The organism is Pseudomonas sp. 31-12, assembly GCF_003151075.1.
In the GTDB taxonomy this organism is placed as follows: Bacteria; Pseudomonadota; Gammaproteobacteria; order Pseudomonadales; family Pseudomonadaceae; genus Aquipseudomonas.
The window spans coordinates 6,137,263-6,155,368 of the sequence record NZ_CP029482.1; the positions used below are offsets into that span (position 1 = coordinate 6,137,263).

Annotated in this window: 23 protein-coding genes; 8 read left to right on the plus strand and 15 right to left on the minus strand. The window is 61.5% G+C overall.

Annotated elements, in window-relative coordinates; all coding sequences use genetic code 11:
* Positions 1 to 100: 100 nt before the first annotated feature.
* From DJ564_RS28995 to nrdR, 12 genes are all read right to left on the minus strand, one after another.
* The gene (locus DJ564_RS28995) at positions 101 to 937 is read right to left on the minus strand and encodes a cobalamin-binding protein (RefSeq protein WP_109635190.1); all 837 of its coding nucleotides are present in this window, start codon (positions 935 to 937) and stop codon (positions 101 to 103) included.
* Positions 937 to 1,356 carry an MFS transporter gene (locus DJ564_RS29000; RefSeq protein ID WP_109635191.1) on the minus strand — a complete coding sequence of 140 codons (420 nt, stop codon included), beginning with the start codon at positions 1,354 to 1,356 and terminating at the stop codon, positions 937 to 939. The genes DJ564_RS28995 and DJ564_RS29000 overlap by 1 nt, the downstream gene beginning before the upstream one ends.
* Positions 1,353 to 1,970 carry a GTP cyclohydrolase II gene (ribA, locus tag DJ564_RS29005; protein WP_109635193.1) on the minus strand — a complete coding sequence of 206 codons (618 nt, stop codon included), beginning with the start codon at positions 1,968 to 1,970 and terminating at the stop codon, positions 1,353 to 1,355. Before ribA ends, DJ564_RS29000 begins: the two co-directional genes overlap by 4 nt.
* A 233-nt stretch (positions 1,971 to 2,203) precedes the next feature.
* On the minus strand, positions 2,204 to 2,941 hold the full coding sequence (locus DJ564_RS29010; RefSeq protein ID WP_109635195.1) for an ABC transporter substrate-binding protein: 738 nt from the start codon (positions 2,939 to 2,941) through the stop codon (positions 2,204 to 2,206).
* Between the two features lie 22 nt (positions 2,942 to 2,963).
* Entirely contained in the window at positions 2,964 to 3,467 is a 504-nt protein-coding gene (locus DJ564_RS29015; RefSeq protein WP_008033735.1) for a phosphatidylglycerophosphatase A, read from the minus strand.
* Positions 3,464 to 4,429 carry a thiamine-phosphate kinase gene (gene thiL / locus DJ564_RS29020; protein WP_109635196.1) on the minus strand — a complete coding sequence of 322 codons (966 nt, stop codon included), beginning with the start codon at positions 4,427 to 4,429 and terminating at the stop codon, positions 3,464 to 3,466. The genes DJ564_RS29015 and thiL overlap by 4 nt, the downstream gene beginning before the upstream one ends.
* Positions 4,430 to 4,447: 18 nt before the next feature.
* Positions 4,448 to 4,948 (minus strand): transcription antitermination factor NusB, encoded by a 501-nt coding sequence (gene nusB, locus DJ564_RS29025; protein WP_008033741.1) that lies wholly within the window; start codon positions 4,946 to 4,948, stop codon positions 4,448 to 4,450.
* Complete coding sequence (ribE, locus tag DJ564_RS29030) at positions 4,945 to 5,421, minus strand: 6,7-dimethyl-8-ribityllumazine synthase (protein ID WP_003185938.1); 477 nt, start codon at positions 5,419 to 5,421, stop codon at positions 4,945 to 4,947. The genes nusB and ribE overlap by 4 nt, the downstream gene beginning before the upstream one ends.
* Before the next feature lie 91 nt (positions 5,422 to 5,512).
* The gene (gene ribBA / locus DJ564_RS29035; protein ID WP_109635198.1) at positions 5,513 to 6,604 is read right to left on the minus strand and encodes a bifunctional 3,4-dihydroxy-2-butanone-4-phosphate synthase/GTP cyclohydrolase II; all 1,092 of its coding nucleotides are present in this window, start codon (positions 6,602 to 6,604) and stop codon (positions 5,513 to 5,515) included.
* 16 nt (positions 6,605 to 6,620) lie between these two features.
* Positions 6,621 to 7,283, minus strand: coding sequence for a riboflavin synthase (locus DJ564_RS29040; protein ID WP_109635201.1), 663 nt, complete (start codon positions 7,281 to 7,283; stop codon positions 6,621 to 6,623).
* Positions 7,284 to 7,329: 46 nt separating this feature from the next.
* The gene (gene ribD / locus DJ564_RS29045; protein ID WP_109635203.1) at positions 7,330 to 8,463 is read right to left on the minus strand and encodes a bifunctional diaminohydroxyphosphoribosylaminopyrimidine deaminase/5-amino-6-(5-phosphoribosylamino)uracil reductase RibD; all 1,134 of its coding nucleotides are present in this window, start codon (positions 8,461 to 8,463) and stop codon (positions 7,330 to 7,332) included.
* Complete coding sequence (gene nrdR / locus DJ564_RS29050) at positions 8,460 to 8,924, minus strand: transcriptional regulator NrdR (RefSeq protein ID WP_003228656.1); 465 nt, start codon at positions 8,922 to 8,924, stop codon at positions 8,460 to 8,462. The genes ribD and nrdR overlap by 4 nt, the downstream gene beginning before the upstream one ends.
* Before the next feature lie 128 nt (positions 8,925 to 9,052).
* Here nrdR and DJ564_RS29055 point away from each other — a divergent pair, with 128 nt between their 5' ends.
* The 3 genes from DJ564_RS29055 (at position 9,053) to trxA (ending at position 11,239) form a co-directional block, all read left to right on the plus strand.
* On the plus strand, positions 9,053 to 9,517 hold the full coding sequence (locus DJ564_RS29055) for a YbaY family lipoprotein (protein ID WP_109636232.1): 465 nt from the start codon (positions 9,053 to 9,055) through the stop codon (positions 9,515 to 9,517).
* A complete protein-coding gene (locus DJ564_RS29060; protein WP_109635204.1) occupies positions 9,514 to 10,170 on the plus strand; it encodes a methyltransferase in 657 nt (218 codons plus the stop codon). The genes DJ564_RS29055 and DJ564_RS29060 overlap by 4 nt, the downstream gene beginning before the upstream one ends.
* A gap of 196 nt (positions 10,171 to 10,366) precedes the next feature.
* Positions 10,367 to 11,239 carry a thioredoxin gene (trxA, locus tag DJ564_RS29065; RefSeq protein ID WP_109635206.1) on the plus strand — a complete coding sequence of 291 codons (873 nt, stop codon included), beginning with the start codon at positions 10,367 to 10,369 and terminating at the stop codon, positions 11,237 to 11,239.
* 25 nt (positions 11,240 to 11,264) lie between these two features.
* Here trxA and DJ564_RS29070 read toward each other — a convergent pair whose 3' ends face one another.
* A complete protein-coding gene (locus DJ564_RS29070) occupies positions 11,265 to 11,615 on the minus strand; it encodes a hypothetical protein (RefSeq protein ID WP_109635208.1) in 351 nt (116 codons plus the stop codon).
* Between the two features lie 134 nt (positions 11,616 to 11,749).
* Between DJ564_RS29070 and DJ564_RS29075 the strand changes: the two genes are divergently transcribed.
* From DJ564_RS29075 to DJ564_RS29095, 5 genes are all read left to right on the plus strand, one after another.
* Positions 11,750 to 12,334 carry a DUF2796 domain-containing protein gene (locus tag DJ564_RS29075; protein WP_109635210.1) on the plus strand — a complete coding sequence of 195 codons (585 nt, stop codon included), beginning with the start codon at positions 11,750 to 11,752 and terminating at the stop codon, positions 12,332 to 12,334.
* Between the two features lie 134 nt (positions 12,335 to 12,468).
* Positions 12,469 to 13,179: an ABC transporter ATP-binding protein gene (locus DJ564_RS29080; protein ID WP_109635212.1), complete on the plus strand. Its 711-nt coding sequence runs from the start codon at positions 12,469 to 12,471 to the stop codon at positions 13,177 to 13,179.
* A 1-nt stretch (position 13,180) separates the two neighbouring features.
* Positions 13,181 to 14,446, plus strand: coding sequence for an ABC transporter permease (locus DJ564_RS29085; RefSeq protein ID WP_109635214.1), 1,266 nt, complete (start codon positions 13,181 to 13,183; stop codon positions 14,444 to 14,446).
* An 11-nt stretch (positions 14,447 to 14,457) separates the two neighbouring features.
* The gene (locus tag DJ564_RS29090) at positions 14,458 to 14,970 is read left to right on the plus strand and encodes a DUF3299 domain-containing protein (RefSeq protein ID WP_109636234.1); all 513 of its coding nucleotides are present in this window, start codon (positions 14,458 to 14,460) and stop codon (positions 14,968 to 14,970) included.
* A 221-nt stretch (positions 14,971 to 15,191) separates the two neighbouring features.
* Positions 15,192 to 15,890, plus strand: coding sequence for an OmpW family protein (locus tag DJ564_RS29095; protein WP_109635216.1), 699 nt, complete (start codon positions 15,192 to 15,194; stop codon positions 15,888 to 15,890).
* 195 nt (positions 15,891 to 16,085) lie between these two features.
* Here DJ564_RS29095 and DJ564_RS29100 read toward each other — a convergent pair whose 3' ends face one another.
* On the minus strand, positions 16,086 to 17,015 hold the full coding sequence (locus DJ564_RS29100) for an NAD-dependent epimerase/dehydratase family protein (protein ID WP_109635218.1): 930 nt from the start codon (positions 17,013 to 17,015) through the stop codon (positions 16,086 to 16,088).
* Positions 17,008 to 17,892, minus strand: a complete 885-nt coding sequence (locus DJ564_RS29105; protein ID WP_109635220.1) for a sugar nucleotide-binding protein — start codon at positions 17,890 to 17,892, stop codon at positions 17,008 to 17,010. Before DJ564_RS29105 ends, DJ564_RS29100 begins: the two co-directional genes overlap by 8 nt.
* Positions 17,893 to 18,106 lie beyond the last annotated feature (214 nt).

Sequence of the window (18,106 nt, forward strand, 5' to 3'; positions counted from 1 at the left end):
CGACTCGGTCACCTGTGGCGAGGGGGCTTGCCCCCGTTGGGCTGCGAAGCGGCCCCAAATCCAGGCACCGAGCTTTATCAGACACACCGAATCAACCGAATTACGGCTGCTGCGCACCCGAACGGGGGCAAGCCCCCTCGCCACAGGGCGCGATGACTTGGCACAGTTTGGCCGTCGCCTCGATCATCTGCCCACTCGGTCGCTCCAGGCCCTTATCGGTCACCAGCAGCAATTGCTCCCGAGTCACTGCAGCGACTTGCGGCCAGGCTTTCCACGCGTCCAGTTGCGCCTGATCACCGGCCAGAACCACCTCGGGATTACGCTGCAACACGGCTTCGACGCTGACCTGCGGTGCCGGCAATGTCAGGTCGGCAAACACATTCCGCGCCCCGCACACTTCCAGCGCATCACTGATGATCTGCCCGCCACCCACGGTGTACAGCGGTCGATCCCATACCTGATAAAACACCCGCAACGGCTCATCCCGGCGATAACGCAGACGCAGCGCATCCAGTCGCTGGCGTAATTGCGCGGCCAATGAAACGCCACGCTCAGGCCGACCGAGTTGCGTGGCAATCGCTTCGATCTGCGCGGTCAGTTGTTCGAGGGTATGAGGTTCGGCGACATACGTGGGGATGTTCAGTCGCTTAAGCTGCTCACGCTGGGCCGGGCCAACGCTGCCGGGCCAGAGCAGCAGCAAATCGGGCTTGAGGCTGAGCAGCCGCTCCATGTCCAACTGGCCATAACGGCCAACCGATGGAAGCCCTTTGAGTTCGGCAGGACGTTCACCTGCATCCAGCACGCCGACCAGAAGGTCCGCGGAACCCAGTTCGACAACGATTTCAGACAGAGACGGCGCGAGGCTGACAACGCGCTCGACAGCAGAGGCCATGCCGCTACTGGCCAGCAGCATCACCGCCAGCCAGACGCGAAACATCAGGCGAGTTGACGCGGGATACGGTAGAGGTAGAACAGCACCGTGGTCGACAGCGCCAGCAGCACCAACGGCACTGCTTCGAGGCCGACGAACACCGCCAGCGCACCGATCCACGCCGGCAGACTCGCGACTAGCAACGCCGTGCGACGCTTGGCAGCCAGGGTGATCCAGGCGGCGGGTTCTTCAGGGGTGTCGAGGGCTTTCTGGGTGGCGATCAGTGCGTGCTTGTAGCCGCCGAAAAACTTCAGGCTGACAAACATAGAAGCGACACCAGCAATGAACAAAGGCATCGCCAGCACCGGCAAGATCGCCTCGCCCTGGCCAAAGACGCCATTGATCACGAACAGCGGCAACAGGGCCAAGGCCATGTATTGCCACCAGTTGAAGGACAATCGCCGCCTTACTTGACCGCGCGTCACGCCCGGTCTGCCTCGCCCTGATGCTCGTTGCCCATCATGTGGTCGAGCTTGCTGGCCTTGGTGGCCAGGTAGAGTTTGTTGTGCGGGTTATGCCCGGTGTGCAGCGGCACGCGCTCGGCGACCAAAATGCCCATGTCGGTCAAGGCTTTGACCTTGCGCGGGTTGTTGGTCATCAGGCGCAGGGATTTCACGCCCAGGTGTTCCAGCATCGGCAGGCACATGGCGTAGTCACGCTGGTCGGCGGCAAAGCCCAAGCGTTCGTTGGCTTCAACGGTGTCGGCACCGCCATCCTGCAACTCATAGGCGCGGATCTTGTTCAGCAGGCCAATGCCACGGCCTTCCTGGCGCAGGTAAAGCAACACGCCACGGCCTTCACGAGCGATAGCCTGCAAGGCGGCTTCAAGTTGCGAGCCGCAGTCGCAACGCTGGCTGAACAAGGCATCACCCGTCAGGCATTCGGAGTGCAACCGGCCGAGTACCGGGGCACCGTCGGCGAACTCACCCAGGCTCAACACCACGTGCTCGCGCCCGTTTTCTTCATCGAGAAAGCCGTGCATGGTGAATTGCGCAAAAGGCGTTGGCAGCTTGGAAGCGGCGACAAAAACGACAGGCACCGGTGTGCTCCTGATCAATAAGTACTGGAGATTCGCAGAGGCGGCATTGTAACAGCAGGTTCCTGCAGACGCTTAGGCTGAATTATGGGGCATAACGATCAAAAAGTTAGATCTCAGGCCCACCATCAACCCCTGTGGGAGCGGGCTTGCTCGCGAATGCGGGCTGTCAGTCGACTGAAATGTTGACTGAACTACCGTTTTCGCGAGCAAGCCCGCTCCCACATTGACCGTGTTCAGTTCGGGTTGAACGGATAGGGTTGTTTCCAGCGTTCGAAGATCGGTTTCAATCGGCCGCTTTTCACCAGCAGTTCCATGCGCTGATCGAACAGCGCCATCAATGCGCGAGCCTTGGGCGTATCGGCGAAGCACAGGTACAGCGGCAATTCCGCGATGTGTGTTCGGCGAAACTGCGACGGTTCCTTGGCCCACTTCAGGATGTAGTCGACCTCGGTCAGCGCGTCGATGTAGAAGTCGGCACGGTTACGGGTCAGCATCGACAGAATGCCGGTGCGCCGCACGACCTCGTTATAGCGCTGCACGCCGGGCAGGTATTTCTGGTACTCGTAACCGCGGACCCAGGCCAGTCGATAGTTGCCAAGGGTTTCCGGGGTCGGCGCCGGATTACTGGCCAGGCCTAGGGCGTAGATGTGATCGGTATCGTAATTCCAGCGTGGATAAAGCACATCACTGGCCTCGTCACGGTAAGAACCGACACAGGCATCCACTTCACCACGCTGGGCCAGGCCCACGGCGCGGGTGTAAGGTTCGGTACGAAAAGCCAGTTTGATCCCGGCCGGTTCGAACACTTCCCGCAGCACATCCCACCCCAGGCCATGCCCGTCAGCAGCGGTATAGTCTTCCCATTCCTCGCTGGCCAGATGGATCACGGAGGGCGTCGTCGCGGCATCCTCCGCCTGGGCGAACGAGCAAAACATGGCGAACACCATCACAGCCAACCGGCGCCGAGCCATCCTTAATCCCCTGTCTCGCCCGTCAGGCGAAAATCCATACCAGCCCCTGCATCGCCAACCACGCAAACACACCTGCCAATACGTCATCGAGCATGATCCCGACGCCACCGTGCACATGCCGGTCGATCCAGTGAATCGGCCAGGGCTTGAGAATGTCGAAGAAGCGGAACACCAAGAACCCCGCGAGCAACCAGTACCAACCTTCCGGCACCAGCCACAGGGTGATCCACATCCCGACCATTTCGTCCCAGACGATGCCTTCGTGGTCGTGCACCCGCAAATCGTCGGCGACCTTGCCGCACAGCCAGAAGCCGAACAGCATGGTGATGCCGAGCATCAGCCAGTAACCCCAGTCGGGCAGCATCTGCCACAACGGGATGAAGGGTAGCGCAACTAACGAACCCCAGGTGCCCGGTGCTTTTGGCAAGGTGCCCGAACCGAAGCCGAACGCCAGGAAATGCCAGGGATTGCGCCAGACCGAAGGCGGTACGAATTCCGCCGGGACCTGTTTGGGATGATCTGTCACGGTGTCTCCCGAAAATGTTGATAGCCCCGGGTTTGCGGGGTGATGTCTTGCCCAGCGGCATCCAGCAGCACAACGCCCTGCCCTGCCACCACACGTCCGACCACGTGGATCGGCCAGCCGGCGGCCAGCAACGCGGGCAACTCGACGGACGGTAGGCTGAAGGCCAGTACATAGTCATCGCCGCCACTCAGGGCCGCGTCTTCAGCACCCGGCTGGCCGAGGAAGGCAACTAGAGCGTTCGACAGCGGTAAGCGGTCGCGTTCAACCTGAATGCCGACATTCGACGCCAGGGCGATATGCCCGCAGTCCGCGAGCAGGCCGTCGGAGATGTCCAGCGCCGATGTGGCTTTGCCACGAAGCGCCTGACCCAACGCCAGTTGCGGCTGCGGTGACCAGTAATGGGCCAGCAATGGGTCGGCGATGGCGGTTTCAGCCGTACGCTGCCCCAACACCAGCGGCAAGGCACCCGCCGCATTGCCCAACTCACCGCCCACGCAGAACAAATCGCCGGGCTGCGCCCCCCGGCGGGTCAACGCCTTGCCGGCCGGCACACGACCAAACACGGTCATCGTCAGGCTCAGCGGCCCGCGCGTGGTATCGCCGCCCACCAGTGTCACCCCACAGCTCTGCGCCATGGCGTTCAAACCACGGGCGTAGGCGTCCAGCCAATCGGCGGTCACCGTCGGCAAGGTCAGGGCAAGGGTAAAGGCAACGGGGGTGGCGCCCATGGCGGCCAGATCACTGACGGCTACAGCCAGCGAACGCTGACCGAGCAGAAACGGGTCGCAAGGATCTGCGAAATGCACGCCGGCAACCAGCGTGTCGGTGGAAATCGCCAACTGCTCCCCGGGGGGAACAGCCAGCAAAGCGCAGTCATCGCCGATCCCGAGGGCAACGCCTTCGCCGCCTTGCGCACAAGGCGCGGCGGCGAAGAAATTGCGGATCAGCTCAAACTCACCCATAGCGATTGCAAGCGCCGATTAGCGCTTGAACGCCTTCACTTCAGCTTCACGCAGACGCGGGGCCAGCTTGTCGAGTACACCGTTGACGAATTTGTGGCCGTCGGTGGAACCGAAGACTTTCGCCAGCTCGATACCTTCGTTGATCACAACGCGGTAAGGGACGTCGACACGCTCAAGCAGTTCCCAGGTGGACAGGCGCAATACCGCCAGTTCAACCGGGTCCAGCTCTTCGATGGTCAGGTCCAGGCAAGGCTTGAGAGCGGCGTCGATCTTGTCCTTCTGCGCTGGAACCCCGTGCAGGATTTCACGGAAGTAGGCGCCGTCGACATCGCTGAAATCGTTATCGACCCGAAACTGCGCTTCGATCTCGTTCAGCGACTGCTTGGCCATGTGCCACTGGTACAGCGCTTGAGTCGCGAGCTGACGGGCTTCGCGACGCTTGACGCTTTTCGATGGCTTGCCAGCATCCGCAGGCTTTGGATCGCGCGGGTTGAAACGATCGCTTTCGTCGCTAATCACTTGGCCTCCAACTGCGCCAGCAGGCTGACCATTTCCAGAGCGGACAGGGCAGCTTCGGCACCTTTGTTACCGGCCTTGGTGCCGGAACGTTCGATGGCTTGCTCGATGGAATCAACGGTCAGGACGCCGAAAGCGACCGGAACGCCGAACTCCATGGACACCTGGGCCAGGCCCTTGGTGCATTCGCCCGCCACGTATTCGAAGTGCGGAGTACCGCCACGAATGACCGCGCCCAGGGCGATGATTGCCGCGTATTCGCCCTTCTGAGCGACTTTCTGCGCAACCAGCGGGATTTCGAAGGCGCCAGGCGCGCGGATGATGGTGATGTCGCTTTCGCTCACGCCGTGGCGAACCAGGGCATCAACTGCACCGCTGACCAGGCTTTCAACGACGAAGCTGTTGAAACGGCCCACTACCAAAGCGTAGCGGCCTTTAGGGGCGATGAAGGTACCTTCGATGGTCTTCAGGGTCATTCGTTAGATCTCTTAAAGAGCCGGGACGCGTTTTCTACGCATCCCTCAGTGATGTGTTAGCCGCGAATCAAGGACTGGAAACAACCGGTCATTATTCGGAGGGCACGTATTCTACAACTTCCAGATCGAAACCGGATATCGCATTAAATTTCATTGGCGCCGACATCAAGCGCATTTTGCGTACGCCCAGGTCCCGAAGGATCTGCGAACCGGCACCAACGATGCTGTAAGTGGTCGGTTTTTTCACGGCCGTCTGGTCCGCAGTTTCACGGATGTGCGCCAGCAACACGTCGCCATCGAGCGGGTGACCGAGCAACAGCACCACACCGCTGCCCGCCTCGGCCACCGCGGCCATGGCGGCGCGCAGGCTCCAGCGGCCCGGTTGCTTGACCATCAACAGGTCGCGCAGCGGGTCCATGTTGTGTACGCGAACCAGGGTCGGTTCTTCAGCGCACACGGTGCCCAGGGTCAGGGCCATGTGCACGTCGCCTTCCACGGAATCACGATAGGTCACCAGGTTGAACTGGCCCAGTTCGCTGTCCAAAGGCTGCTCGGCAATCCGCTGAACGGTACGTTCGTGGATCATCCGGTAGTGAATCAGGTCGGCGATGGTGCCGATCTTGATGTTGTGCTCGGCCGCGAAGGCTTCGAGTTCAGTGCGACGGGACATGGTGCCGTCGTCGTTCATCACTTCGCAGATCACGCCGCTTGGCTCGAAACCGGCCATGCGCGCCAGGTCGCAGGCCGCTTCGGTGTGGCCAGCGCGCGCCAGGGTGCCGCCGGCCTGAGCCATCAGCGGGAAGATGTGGCCAGGGCTGACGATATCTTCAGCCTTGGCGTCTTTCGCTGCGGCCGCTTGCACGGTGCGCGCGCGGTCGGCAGCGGAGATGCCGGTGGTCACGCCTTCGGCCGCTTCGATGGACACGGTGAACTTGGTGCCGAAGCCGGAACCATTGCGCGGTGCCATCAAAGGCAGCTTGAGCAGCTCGCAGCGCTCGCGGCTCATCGGCATGCAGATCAGGCCACGGGCGTGCTTGGCCATGAAGTTGATGTGTTCGGCCTTGCAGCACTCGGCGGCCATGATCAGGTCGCCTTCGTTCTCGCGGTCTTCGTCATCCATGAGGATGACCATCTTGCCTTGGCGGATGTCTTCAACCAGTTCTTCGATGCTATTGAGCGCCACAAGGCACCCCCTTCAGTCAGGATTTGAGGTAGCCGTTGGCGGCCAGAAAGCTTTCAGTGATGTTACTGGAGGCTGGCTCTGCGGCCTTGTCGCCCAACAACAGGCGCTCCAGATAACGTGCCAGCAAGTCGACTTCGAGGTTCACCCGGCGACCTGGCTGGTACGACGCCATGATGGTTTCGCTCAGGGTGTGCGGAATGATTGTCAGCATGAACTCGGCGCCATCGACCGCGTTCACGGTCAGGCTGGTGCCGTCGACGGTGATCGAGCCTTTATGGGCGATGTACTTGGCCAGGTCCTTCGGCGCACGGATGCGGAATTCCACGGCACGGGCATTCTCGGTACGGGCAACCACTTCGCCTACGCCATCGACATGACCGCTGACCAGATGCCCGCCGAGGCGAGTGGTCGGGGTCAGGGCTTTTTCCAGGTTCACCGGGCTGCCGCTTTTCAGATCATTCATCGCGGTGCAGTCGAGGGTTTCGCGACTGACGTCCGCCGCAAAACCATTGCCCAGCAATTCAACGGCAGTCAGGCACACGCCGTTGACCGCGATGCTGTCGCCCAGTTTGACGTCGCTCAGGTCGAGCTTGCCGGTTTCTACGTGGACCCGTACATCTCCGCCTTTTGGGGTCAATGCACGAATACTGCCGATGGATTCGATGATGCCGGTAAACATGGAGTCCTCCTCGAGAACAAAGCCGTCGCGTGGCGCAGGCCGGGAATTATACGCTCGCCGCCGGCGCAGGAATGGCGATGACTCGCCAGTCATCGCCAACCGCGCGAATTTCGGTGATTTTGAGCTCGGGCGCGTCTTTCATTTGCGCGAGCGGCCAGTCCAGTAATGGGCGAGCCGAGGAGCCGAGGAACTTGCCTGCGATGAAAATCTGGAATTCGTCCACCAGACCTTGCTGGGCGAAAGCCCCCGCCAGACGCGGACCCGCTTCGACCAACACTTCGTTGACCTCACGGGCGGCGAGTTCGACCAGCAGTTTGCGCAGGTCGACCAAGCCATCGTCACCGGCCACGATCAGGCACTCCGGACCGTTGGCGTATTGCTCTTCAATCGCCATGCAGGTGGCGACCAGCGCCGGGCCAGCCTTGAAGAACGGCGCGTCCAGCGGCACGCGTAAACGGCCGTCGATCAGCACGCGCAGCGGCGGACGGCTCATGGCCAGGGCCGTTTGCTCGGCGTCCAGGCCCAGCTCATCGGCCCGCACGGTCAAACGGGCATTGTCCGCCAGCACCGTATCGGCGCCGGTCAGCACAACGCTGGCCTGGGCGCGCAGGCGTTGTACTGCTGAGCGCGCCGCCGGGCCAGTGATCCATTGGCTCTCGCCGCTTTCCATCGCCGTGCGACCGTCCAGGCTCATGGCCAGCTTCACCCGCACGAACGGCAAGCCGTGTTCCATGCGTTTGAGGAAGCCTTCGTTGAGCTTGCGCGCCTCGCCTTCCAGCACGCCGCTTTCGACAGCGATGCCAGCCTGGGCCAGGCGCTGCATGCCGCGACCGGCCACCGACGGATTCGGGTCCTGCATCGCCGCGACGACCCGTGCGAGGCCGGCATTCACCAGCGCATCGGCACAGGGCGGCGTGTGGCCGTGGTGGCTGCACGGTTCGAGGGTCACATAAGCGGTAGCGCCTCGGGCCTTGTCGCCAGCGGCGCGCAGGGCGTGGACTTCGGCATGGGGTTCGCCGGTGCGCACATGCCAGCCTTCGCCGACAATTTGCCCGTCCTTCACGATTACACAGCCGACCCGAGGGTTGGGGTGGGTCGTGTAGTGGCCTTTACGCGCCAGTTCCACGGCGCGGGCCATGTAATGGGCGTCGAGGATGGCAAGTTCTGTGGAGGTGGTCATTCTTTCACCGGCTCACGGGCCAGGCGATCGATCTCTTCGCGGAACTCGTTGAGGTCCTGGAAGCGCCGATACACGGAGGCGAAACGAATGTAGGCGACTTCGTCGAGCTTTTGCAGCTCGGCCATCACCAGTTCACCGACCACGAGGGATTTGACCTCTCGTTCACCGGTGGCGCGCAGTTTGTGTTTGATGTGCACCAGCGACGATTCGAGGCGTTCGACACTCACCGGGCGCTTCTCCAGTGCGCGCTGCATGCCGGCGCGAAGTTTTTCTTCGTCGAAGGGCTGACGGCTACCGTCGGTTTTGATCAGGCGCGGCAACACCAGTTCGGCAGTCTCGAACGTCGTGAAACGCTCGCCGCAGGCCAGGCATTCACGCCGGCGGCGCACCTGTTCGCCCTCGGCGACCAGACGCGAGTCGATGACCTTGGTGTCGTTGGCACCGCAGAAGGGACAGTGCATGGTGGCAGGCAACAAAAAAAGGGAGGGCCATGGTAGCGCATCCCCGTGGCAAGACAAGCCATAGGGTTTGCGGTATACAGACTGGCTATAGAGCTTGATCCATGGATTTCACCTTGCTGGAGCCGCAAATGTCCCTAAGACCGCTCGTATTGCTCAGTGTTTTCAGCCTGCTGGTGGCCTGCAGCAGCGATGCGCCCAAGCCCCAGCCGCCAACGCCAGGGCCCGCCCCACAGGCGGCGCAGAAAAAAGCCAAGGAGTCGGCCAACCTCGGCCCGCTGCCCGCGTATCAGCGTGAACTGAGCGGCACCCTGCAAGGCATACCGGCCGGTGCCGAAGTCGAGCTGGCGCTGCTGGTGATCGATGCCCAGGACCGTCCGCAACAATTGCTCGCCAGTTCGAGCCTGATCGGCACCAATCAGATTCTGCCGTTTCACCTGCGCTTCAACCCGGAATCGTTCCCGGCGGGTGTGCGCGTTGAACTGCGCGGCCGTGCCAGCCAGTCCGGTCAGCTGATTTTGCATTTGCCATCGCAAGTCATTACCCAGCCGACGACTCAGGCCTTGGGTCAGTTGCAATTCGTCAAAGCGCCATGATTGCACCGCTCGACCTGCAACAGGCGTTGGGTGAGTTGCTCGGTGATGCGCAGCTGGTGCCTGTCCCGTTACCCGGCACCGAGCTGAAACTCTGGCTGATCGACGGCGACAACATGGACCGCGCGTTCAGCCCGGAAGAAACCCGGCGGATTCTGCATGAGCCGCCGTACTGGAGTTTCTGCTGGGCCAGCGGTTTGGCGGTGGCCCGTTATCTGGCAGCGTTTCCAGAATGGGTCAAAGGCAAACGGGTGCTGGATTTTGGCGCCGGTTCCGGGGTGGCAGGAATTGCAGCAGTCAAAGCCGGGGCGCTGGAAGTGGTGGCCTGTGACCTGGACCCGCTGGCGATTGCCGCGTGCCGGGCGAATGCTGAACTTAATGAAGTGGAGCTGAGCTACTCGTCGGATTTTTTCGCCGAGGCGGACCGGTTTGATCTGATTCTGGTGGCCGACGTTCTGTATGACCGGGCGAACTTGCCATTGCTTGATCAGTTTTTGAGCCGCGGCCAGGAGGCATTGGTGGCGGATTCGCGGGTGAGGGATTTCAGGCATCCGCTCTATCAACGCATCGAAATGCTGGAAGCGATGACCCTGCCGGATCTGGCCGAGCCTGAAGAGTTTCGGCATGTGAGCCTGTACCACGCGCGGCGCGCCTGAAAGCTTCGCGAACAAGCCCGCTCCCACAGTGTTCTGTGTTGTTCACAAAGATTACATTCACAGAAGATCCCTGTGGGAGCGGGCTTGCCCGCGAAGGCGTCCGGTCAGGCAACATACCTCTCAACCGCCACCCCGCTTCCGGCCGCCCCCCGTCAAGCCGTATAGTTGCCCCATTCACGCTTCCAAGAGATCCCCCATGAGTCAGGAAACGCCGTACATCTTCGACGCCACGACCGCCGATTTCGACCAGTCGGTGATCGAGAACTCTTTCCACAAACCGGTGCTGGTGGATTTCTGGGCCGAATGGTGTGCGCCCTGCAAAGTGCTGATGCCGATGCTGCAGACCATCGCCGAGAGCTATCAGGGCGAGTTGTTGCTGGCCAAGGTCAACTGCGATCTCGAACAAGACATCGTTGCCCGTTTCGGCATTCGCAGCCTGCCTACGGTGGTGTTGTTCAAGGACGGTCAGCCGGTGGACGGTTTTGCCGGTGCGCAACCGGAATCGGCTGTGCGGGCGATGCTTGAGCCTCACGTACAAATGCCGCCACCCGCAGCCGCCGATCCGTTCGAACAGGCCCAGGCGCTGTTCGATGACAGCCGTTTCGCCGACGCCGAGGCCGCGCTCAAAGTGCTACTGGGCGAAGACAACACTAACGCTGGCGCCTTGATCCTCTATGCCCGTTGCCTGACTGAACGTGGCGAACTGGGCGAAGCCCAAACCGTGCTCGACGCGGTGAAAAGCGATGAGCACAAAGCCGCGCTGGCCGGCGCCAAGGCGCAGATCCAGTTCCTGGGTCAGGCCAAGGATTTGCCGGATGCCGCAGACCTGAAAGCACGTCTGGCGAAAAACCCGCAGGACGATGAAGCGGTGTATCAACTGGCGATCCAGCAACTGGCCCGCCAGCAATACGACGCCGCGCTGGATGCCTTGCTGAAACTGTTCATCCGCAATCGCAGCTACGGCGAAGGCTTGCCGCACAAGACCTTGCTGCAAGTGTTCGAACTGCTGGGCAATGATCACCCGCTGGTGACCACCTACCGCCGCAAGTTGTTTGCTGCGCTTTATTAAAAGATCAAAAGATCACAGCGTCGTTTCACTCGATCCAGCTGTAGAGCGGCGTATCCCCGCCGCTCGACACTTTCACCTCCGCGCAATGGCGCAGGCGCACCAGCAGGCGCTTGCCCGACGCCGCGCTGCCGGTCAGTCCTTCCAGCTGCTCCAGCAAATCCGGCCCGCTCAATTGCCCGGCCTTGCGCAGCAAGTCTTTGGCGATCTGCCACAGCGCATCATCCTGGTTCATCGGCTTGGCCGGGGCAGCACTGGCTGCACTGGTGTCAGGTGTGACCACCTGCAACTGCGCGCCGAACCGAGCCCAGTCGGCGTCATCCATCTCCAACGTCAAATCCACCGGCCAGTCGCCGATGCTTCCGCGTATACGCAACATAAGTCTGCTCCTGCACATTTCTGACTTACATGCTCCCATGTGACTTGCGCAACGCCAAGCAGGCGGTCAAACTCCTCGCACTTTCGTTATAAGATTACATAACAAACTCTTCATTTTACTTTCGGAGACCCGCCATGCGCCGTCTGCTTCTCGCTCTGCCGTTTGCCCTGTTGCCGCTGGCCGTCGCCCACGCCGCTGAAGAACATGATCACGACCACGATCATGAACACGGCAGCCTCAGCGCCCACGAACATGGCGTCGCTCGCCTGAATGCAGCGCTGGACGGTCAGACCCTGGAGCTGGAACTGGAAAGCCCGGCGATGAACCTGGTGGGCTTCGAACACGTTGCCACCACTGACGCCGACAAAGCCAAAGTCGCCGCCGCTCGTGCACAGCTTGAAAAGCCGCTGGCGCTGTTCAATCTGCCGAAAGCCGCCGGTTGTGTAGTGGCGACCCAGGAACTGGAAAGCCCTTTGTTCGGTGACAAGCCAGGCGCTGATGACGATCACGATGCCAAAGACGAACATCACCACGACCACAGTGAAATCCACGCTCACTATCAGTTCACCTGCTCGGCCCCGGGCGCGCTGAAAACCCTGGACCTGGCGAACATCTTCAATACCTTCCCGGCTACCCAGAAGATTCAGGTACAACTGATCAGCCCGAGCGGCCAGCAAGGGGTTGAAGTGACGGCCAAGGCGGCCGCCCTGAAATTCTGAATGCACCAAAGATCCTGTGGGAGCGGGCTTGCCCGCGAAGGGGCCGTCACATTCAGCACACCTGTTGACTGTCAGACCGCTTTCGCGGGCAAGCCCGCTCCCACAGGTTCATCAACACTCATGAAATCGGTTAAATGACCCAAGCACTCATCGAACTGTCCGACCTGGGCTTCAGCTGGCCAGGTCACCCGCCGCTGCTGGACATCCCGGCGTTTCGCCTGGAACCCGGTGAAACGCTGTTCCTCAAAGGTCCCAGCGGGAGTGGTAAAACCACCCTGCTCGGACTGCTCGGCGGCGTTCAGAAACCCGATCGCGGCAGCATTCGCCTGCTGGGCCAGGAACTGACCGAACTCGGTGCCGGCGCGCGTGACCGCTTTCGCGTCGATCACACTGGCTACATCTTCCAGCAGTTCAACTTGCTGCCGTTTCTCTCGGTGCGCGAGAACGTCGAATTGCCCTGCCACTTCTCCAGGCTGCGCGCCGAACGGGCGAAACAACGCCACGGCAGCGTCGACCAGGCCGCGGCCACCCTGCTCGCGCATTTGGGTTTGAAGGATGAAAGCATCCTCAGCCGCCGCGCCGACTCGCTGTCCATCGGCCAGCAGCAACGGGTCGCCGCCGCGCGCGCATTGATCGGTCAGCCGGAACTGGTGATCGCCGACGAACCGACCTCGGCCCTGGATTACGACGCTCGCGAAAACTTCATTCGCCTGCTGTTCGCCGAATGCCGCGAAGCCGGCTCGAGCCTGTTGTTTGTCAGCCACGACCAAAGCCTCGCGCCGCTGTTCGATCGCCACTTGTCGCTGGCCGATCTCAATCGCGCCGCCACCCCGTTCGAGGTCTGAGATGTATTTGTTTCGTCTTGCGATGGCCAGCCTGGCTAACCGCCGCTTCACCGCGATTCTCACCGCGTTCGCCATCGCATTATCGGTTTGCTTGCTGTTGGCCGTGGAACGGGTGCGCACCGAAGCCAAGGCCAGTTTCGCCAGCACCATCAGTGGCACCGACCTGATCGTCGGCGCACGCTCCGGCTCGGTGAACCTGTTGCTGTACTCGGTATTCCGCATCGGCAACGCCACCAACAACATCCGTTGGGACAGCTTCGAGCACTTCGCCAACAATCCGAAAGTGAAGTGGGCGATCCCGATGTCGCTCGGCGATTCCCATCGCGGTTACCGGGTGATGGGCACCACCGAGGCGTACTTCGAACACTATCAATACGGTCATCAGCAACACTTGGAACTGGCCGATGGCCGCGCCTTCGCCAGCGATCCGTTCGAAGTGGTGCTCGGTGCCGAAGTGGCGGAGGCGCTGCACTACAAGCTCGGCGACAAACTGGTGCTGGCCCATGGCGTGGCGGTGATCAGCCTGGTCAAACACGACGACAAACCGTTCACCGTGGTCGGCATTCTCAAACGCACCGGCACCCCGGTGGACCGCACGCTGCACATCAGCCTCGGCGGCATGGAAGCGATTCACATCGACTGGCACAACGGCGTGCCGGCCCAGGGCAAAGGCCGGATCAGTGCCGATCAGGCGCGCAACATGGACCTGACGCCGCAAGCGATCACCGCGTTCATGCTCGGCCTCAACAGCAAGATTTCGACCTTCGCCGTGCAACGCGAAATCAACGAATTTCGTGGCGAGCCGATGCTGGCGATCCTGCCCGGCGTGGCGCTGCAAGAGCTGTGGAGTCTGATGAGCACGGCGGAAAAAGCCTTGTTCGTGGTCTCGCTGTTTGTGGTGCTGACCGGGTTGATCGGCATGCTCACGGCGATTCTCACCAGCCTCAACGAACGACGCCGCGAGATGGCGATTCTGCGCTCGGTCGGCGCCCGGCCGTGGCACATCGCGACGTTGCTGGTGCTGGAGGCGTTTGCCTTGGCGTTGTCGGGTGTGATCGCCGGGCTGGGGCTTTTGTACGTGGGCATCGCCCTGGCCCAGGGGTATGTGCAAGCCAATTACGGTTTGTACCTGCCACTCGCCTGGCCCAGTGAATATGAATGGACGCTGCTCGGTGGCATCCTGATCGCCGCGTTGCTGATGGGCAGCGTGCCGGCGTGGCGCGCGTATCGCCAATCCCTGGCCGATGGCCTGTCGATCCGACTATGAGGACGTTAATGATGCCCCGCGCCCTGCTTGCGCTGTTGATGCTGGTCGCCCTGCCACTGTGGGCGGCCGAGCCGAAAGACCTGACCTGGTCGGAAATGATCCCGCCGGACGCCATGCCGGAAGTGCCGAACATGACACCGCTGCATGACCTGTCGCAGATGAGCAGCGCACTGGAATCGGCGCCCGCCGCCAAGCAGGACATGCCCAATGCGCCGGTGGTGAAAGGCCTCGACGGTCAGAACATTCGCTTGCCGGGCTACATCGTGCCGCTGGAAGTGAGCGAGGAAGGACGCACCACGGAGTTTTTGCTGGTGCCGTATTTCGGCGCCTGTATCCACGTGCCGCCACCACCGTCGAACCAGATCGTGCACGTAAAAAGCGAAGTGGGCGTGAAGCTGGATGAGCTGTACCAGCCGTACTGGATCGAGGGGGCGTTGCAAGTCAAAGCGTCGACCAGCGAGCTGGCGGATGCGGGGTATCAGATGGAGGCGGACAAGATTTATGTGTATGAATTGCCGGAGTGAATCCGGGAGTCATGTGGTGTTTGATAGATAGCCTTCGCGAGCAAGCCCGCTCCCACATTTGATCGCATTCCAATGTGGGAGCGGGCTTGCTCGCGAAGAGGCCATCAAAGGTTCCACAAAAATCAGCACCATCACTGTTTCATTGAGCTGAATCAAAAGACCGTATCAGACGCCTCCGTACCATTGGACATCGATCATTTTTAACGTCCTTTGGAGCCTCCATGCACAAGTCCTTGCTCAGCGCTTCGCTGTTCGCCCTCGCGCTCGCAGCCCCGCTCGCCTACGCCCATGACGCCGGCGACATCCTCGTTCGTGCCGGTGCAATCACCATCAACCCGAAAGCCGACAGCTCCAGCGTCAAGGTCGATCAAGGCCCGCTGGCCGGCGCCGACCTGGGTGGCAAGGCCACCATGGGCAGCGACACGCAGCTGGGTCTGAACTTCGCCTACATGATCGACAGCCACTGGGGGATCGAGCTGCTGGCCGCCTCGCCATTCGAGCATGACGTGAAGATCAAAGGCACCGCCCTGGGCGCGGCCAACGGCAAACTCGGCACCCTGAAACACCTGCCGCCGACCTTGAGCGTTGTGTACTACCCGCTGGACGGGAAGTCCGCGTTCCAGCCGTACGTTGGCGCCGGCATCAACTACACCTGGATCTACGACGAGCACGTCGGCAGCGCAGCACAGGCCAACGGCTTCAGCAATTTCAAGGCGGATAACTCTTGGGGCATGGCGTTTCAGGTCGGTGCTGACTACATGATCACCGACAACATCATGCTCAACGCCCAGGTGCGCTACATCGACATCGACACTACGGCGACCGTAGAAAACAACGCCGTGGCTCCGGGCACTCGGGCCAAGGTCGATGTGGATGTCGACCCGTTCATCTACATGGTTGGCCTGGGTTACAAATTCTAAGAAGGACTTGAATGGCCTTAGTGGCGAGGGAGCTTGCTCCCGTTGGGCTGCGAAGCAGACCCGGGATTGATGACGACTGCTGCGCAGTCGAGCGGGAGCAAGCTCCCTCGCCACAGGTCCTGCATCGGCCAAAGAAGCATTTCCGGCCACAAAAAAGGCGCCCCGAAAGGCGCCTTTTTCATGGCTGCGAATACCTCAGCGCCCCAACAACCGCGCCAAGCCGACACTCATCGGTGTCTGCTCAGGGTAGGTAAAGCGCTCCAGCAATCGCCGGTTGTTCGCTCGCGAATGACGGATATCACCGGAGCGCGCCGGGCCATAACTCACCGGTGGCAATTGACCGACCACCGCCTCCAGCGCTTCAAGCATTTGCTTGAGGGAAGTCGCCTGGTTCCAGCCAACATTGACCGCGCCCACTTCGACCTGCGGTTGCTCGATGGCTTGCACCAGCAAGTCCACCAAATCCTCGACGTACACAAAATCACGCGTCTGCTCGCCATCGCCAAACACGGTGATCGGCAGGCCTTTCTGCGCGCGTTCGCTGAAAATACTGATCACGCCGGAATACGGCGAGGACGGGTCCTGACGCGGGCCGAAGATGTTGAAGAAACGGAAAATCACCGGTTCCAGATCATGCTGGCGACGGTAGAAATCGAAGTAGTACTCGCTGGCCAATTTGTCCGACGCATACGGGGTCAACGGTGCCTTGGGCGTGTCCTCATCGATCGACTCGCCTTCGCCATTGTTGCCATAGACCGCCGCGCTGGAGGCGTACAGCACTCGCTTGACGCCGGCCTGACGCATGGCTTCGCAGACATTCAGCGAGCCGATGAAATTGCTTCGGTGAGTCTTCACCGGATCGTCCACCGAGGCCTGCACCGAAGCCACCGCGGCCAGATGCGCCACGGCGCTGCAACCGACCATTGCTTGAGCCACCAATGCAGCATCGGCGACGTCACCCACGATGAGTTCGACCTTGGGGTTGTCCAGCGGCAGGTTGCTGCGTTTGCCGGTGGACAGGTCATCGAGAATGCGCACCGAATGACCCTTGGCGAGCAAGGCATCGGTCAGGTGCGAGCCGATGAAACCGGCGCCGCCGGTGATTAAAACAGGGCCGTCAGCCATGGCGATAGAACCTATCCAGTAAGCCCGGGAGTGCCGCACGCCAGGCGCGAGGCTTGATCCCGAACGTGTGCAGAATTTTCTTGCAGGCCAGCACCGCGTGTTGCGGCTCTTCGGCGGCGTCCGGGCGCGCGGCGTGAGCCTGGGCGGTCGGCGCTTCGATGGCGAGCGGATGCAGTGCGCGTGCTTCGGTGAGGATCGCTTGCCCAAGCGCCAGCGGCGTGGTCGCCTCATGCCCGGCGTAATGATAGGTGCCCCACAGCGGTGCCGCACAATCGAGTTGCTTGAGCACCGAAATGATCACCCGCGCCGCGTCATCGACCGGTGTCGGGTTGCCCCGGCGGTCATCGGCCATCAGCAATTCTTCAGGTTGTTCGGCGCGACCGAGGAAACGCCCGAGGGTGCCGTCGGGGCTGTCATCGAGCAGCCAGCCGAAGCGCAGCAGCACGTGTTGCGGGCAAGTGGCGCGCACGCTTTGTTCGATCCGCCACAAGGCCTGACCGCGCAGGCCCAGCGGCACCGGTTCGTCTTTTTCGCTGTAGGCGGTCGCCCGAGAGCCATCGAACACGCGATAGCTCGACGGTTGCAGCAGCACGATGTTGTGATGCTGGCACAGTTCGGCCAGACGCTCGATCGCCCGCTCCTGCCCGGCCAGACGCTGCTCGCTGACCGTCTCCGCCTGGAACCAGTCGAAGTAGTAGGCGAGATTGATCAGCGCGTCCGGGCGGGTGTCGTCGAGCAGTTGCGTCAGGCTCGCGGCATCCCAGCCGTCTTGCGGTGGGCGGGGGGCGAGGAAGCCGATGTCTTCCTCCGCACCGAGGCGAATCAGCGCCTGCCCAAGGGCATTTCCGCCGCCCAGTAACATAAGGCGCATTCGCATAGAGTCAGCAGGCCCAGTCTGATTGGAAGATTGGCTTTATCGACAGCGCCCACGGGCGATGTCGTTGATAGTTGCCGGAATCGTTGCATTTTGCGGGTTTAGTGCGCAACCGTCATCCGTAAAGTGTAGATCCCTTGGTTCACTGCGGCCCCTATGGCGAGGGAGCTTGCTCCCGCTCGGCTGCGAAGCAGTCGTAAAATCGGGCGGTTCGGAG

What these genes read in the sequence shown, in the direction of transcription:
- DJ564_RS29010 (WP_109635195.1), bottom strand. Translation starts at nt 2,941, where the DNA reads ATGGCTCGGCGCCGGTTGGCTGTGATGGTGTTCGCCATGTTTTGCTCG.
- DJ564_RS29075 (WP_109635210.1), top strand. Translation starts at nt 11,750, where the DNA reads ATGCGCCGTCTGCTTCTCGCTCTGCCGTTTGCCCTGTTGCCGCTGGCC.
- trxA (WP_109635206.1), top strand. Translation starts at nt 10,367, where the DNA reads ATGAGTCAGGAAACGCCGTACATCTTCGACGCCACGACCGCCGATTTC.
- DJ564_RS29040 (WP_109635201.1), bottom strand. Translation starts at nt 7,283, where the DNA reads ATGTTTACCGGCATCATCGAATCCATCGGCAGTATTCGTGCATTGACC.
- DJ564_RS29060 (WP_109635204.1), top strand. Translation starts at nt 9,514, where the DNA reads ATGATTGCACCGCTCGACCTGCAACAGGCGTTGGGTGAGTTGCTCGGT.
- DJ564_RS29105 (WP_109635220.1), bottom strand. Translation starts at nt 17,892, where the DNA reads ATGCGAATGCGCCTTATGTTACTGGGCGGCGGAAATGCCCTTGGGCAG.
- DJ564_RS28995 (WP_109635190.1), bottom strand. Translation starts at nt 937, where the DNA reads ATGTTTCGCGTCTGGCTGGCGGTGATGCTGCTGGCCAGTAGCGGCATG.
- DJ564_RS29055 (WP_109636232.1), top strand. Translation starts at nt 9,053, where the DNA reads ATGTCCCTAAGACCGCTCGTATTGCTCAGTGTTTTCAGCCTGCTGGTG.
- DJ564_RS29100 (WP_109635218.1), bottom strand. Translation starts at nt 17,015, where the DNA reads ATGGCTGACGGCCCTGTTTTAATCACCGGCGGCGCCGGTTTCATCGGC.
- ribD (WP_109635203.1), bottom strand. Translation starts at nt 8,463, where the DNA reads ATGACCACCTCCACAGAACTTGCCATCCTCGACGCCCATTACATGGCC.
- DJ564_RS29080 (WP_109635212.1), top strand. Translation starts at nt 12,469, where the DNA reads ATGACCCAAGCACTCATCGAACTGTCCGACCTGGGCTTCAGCTGGCCA.
- DJ564_RS29090 (WP_109636234.1), top strand. Translation starts at nt 14,458, where the DNA reads ATGCCCCGCGCCCTGCTTGCGCTGTTGATGCTGGTCGCCCTGCCACTG.
- DJ564_RS29085 (WP_109635214.1), top strand. Translation starts at nt 13,181, where the DNA reads ATGTATTTGTTTCGTCTTGCGATGGCCAGCCTGGCTAACCGCCGCTTC.
- thiL (WP_109635196.1), bottom strand. Translation starts at nt 4,429, where the DNA reads ATGGGTGAGTTTGAGCTGATCCGCAATTTCTTCGCCGCCGCGCCTTGT.
- ribE (WP_003185938.1), bottom strand. Translation starts at nt 5,421, where the DNA reads ATGACCCTGAAGACCATCGAAGGTACCTTCATCGCCCCTAAAGGCCGC.
- DJ564_RS29095 (WP_109635216.1), top strand. Translation starts at nt 15,192, where the DNA reads ATGCACAAGTCCTTGCTCAGCGCTTCGCTGTTCGCCCTCGCGCTCGCA.
- nrdR (WP_003228656.1), bottom strand. Translation starts at nt 8,924, where the DNA reads ATGCACTGTCCCTTCTGCGGTGCCAACGACACCAAGGTCATCGACTCG.
- DJ564_RS29070 (WP_109635208.1), bottom strand. Translation starts at nt 11,615, where the DNA reads ATGTTGCGTATACGCGGAAGCATCGGCGACTGGCCGGTGGATTTGACG.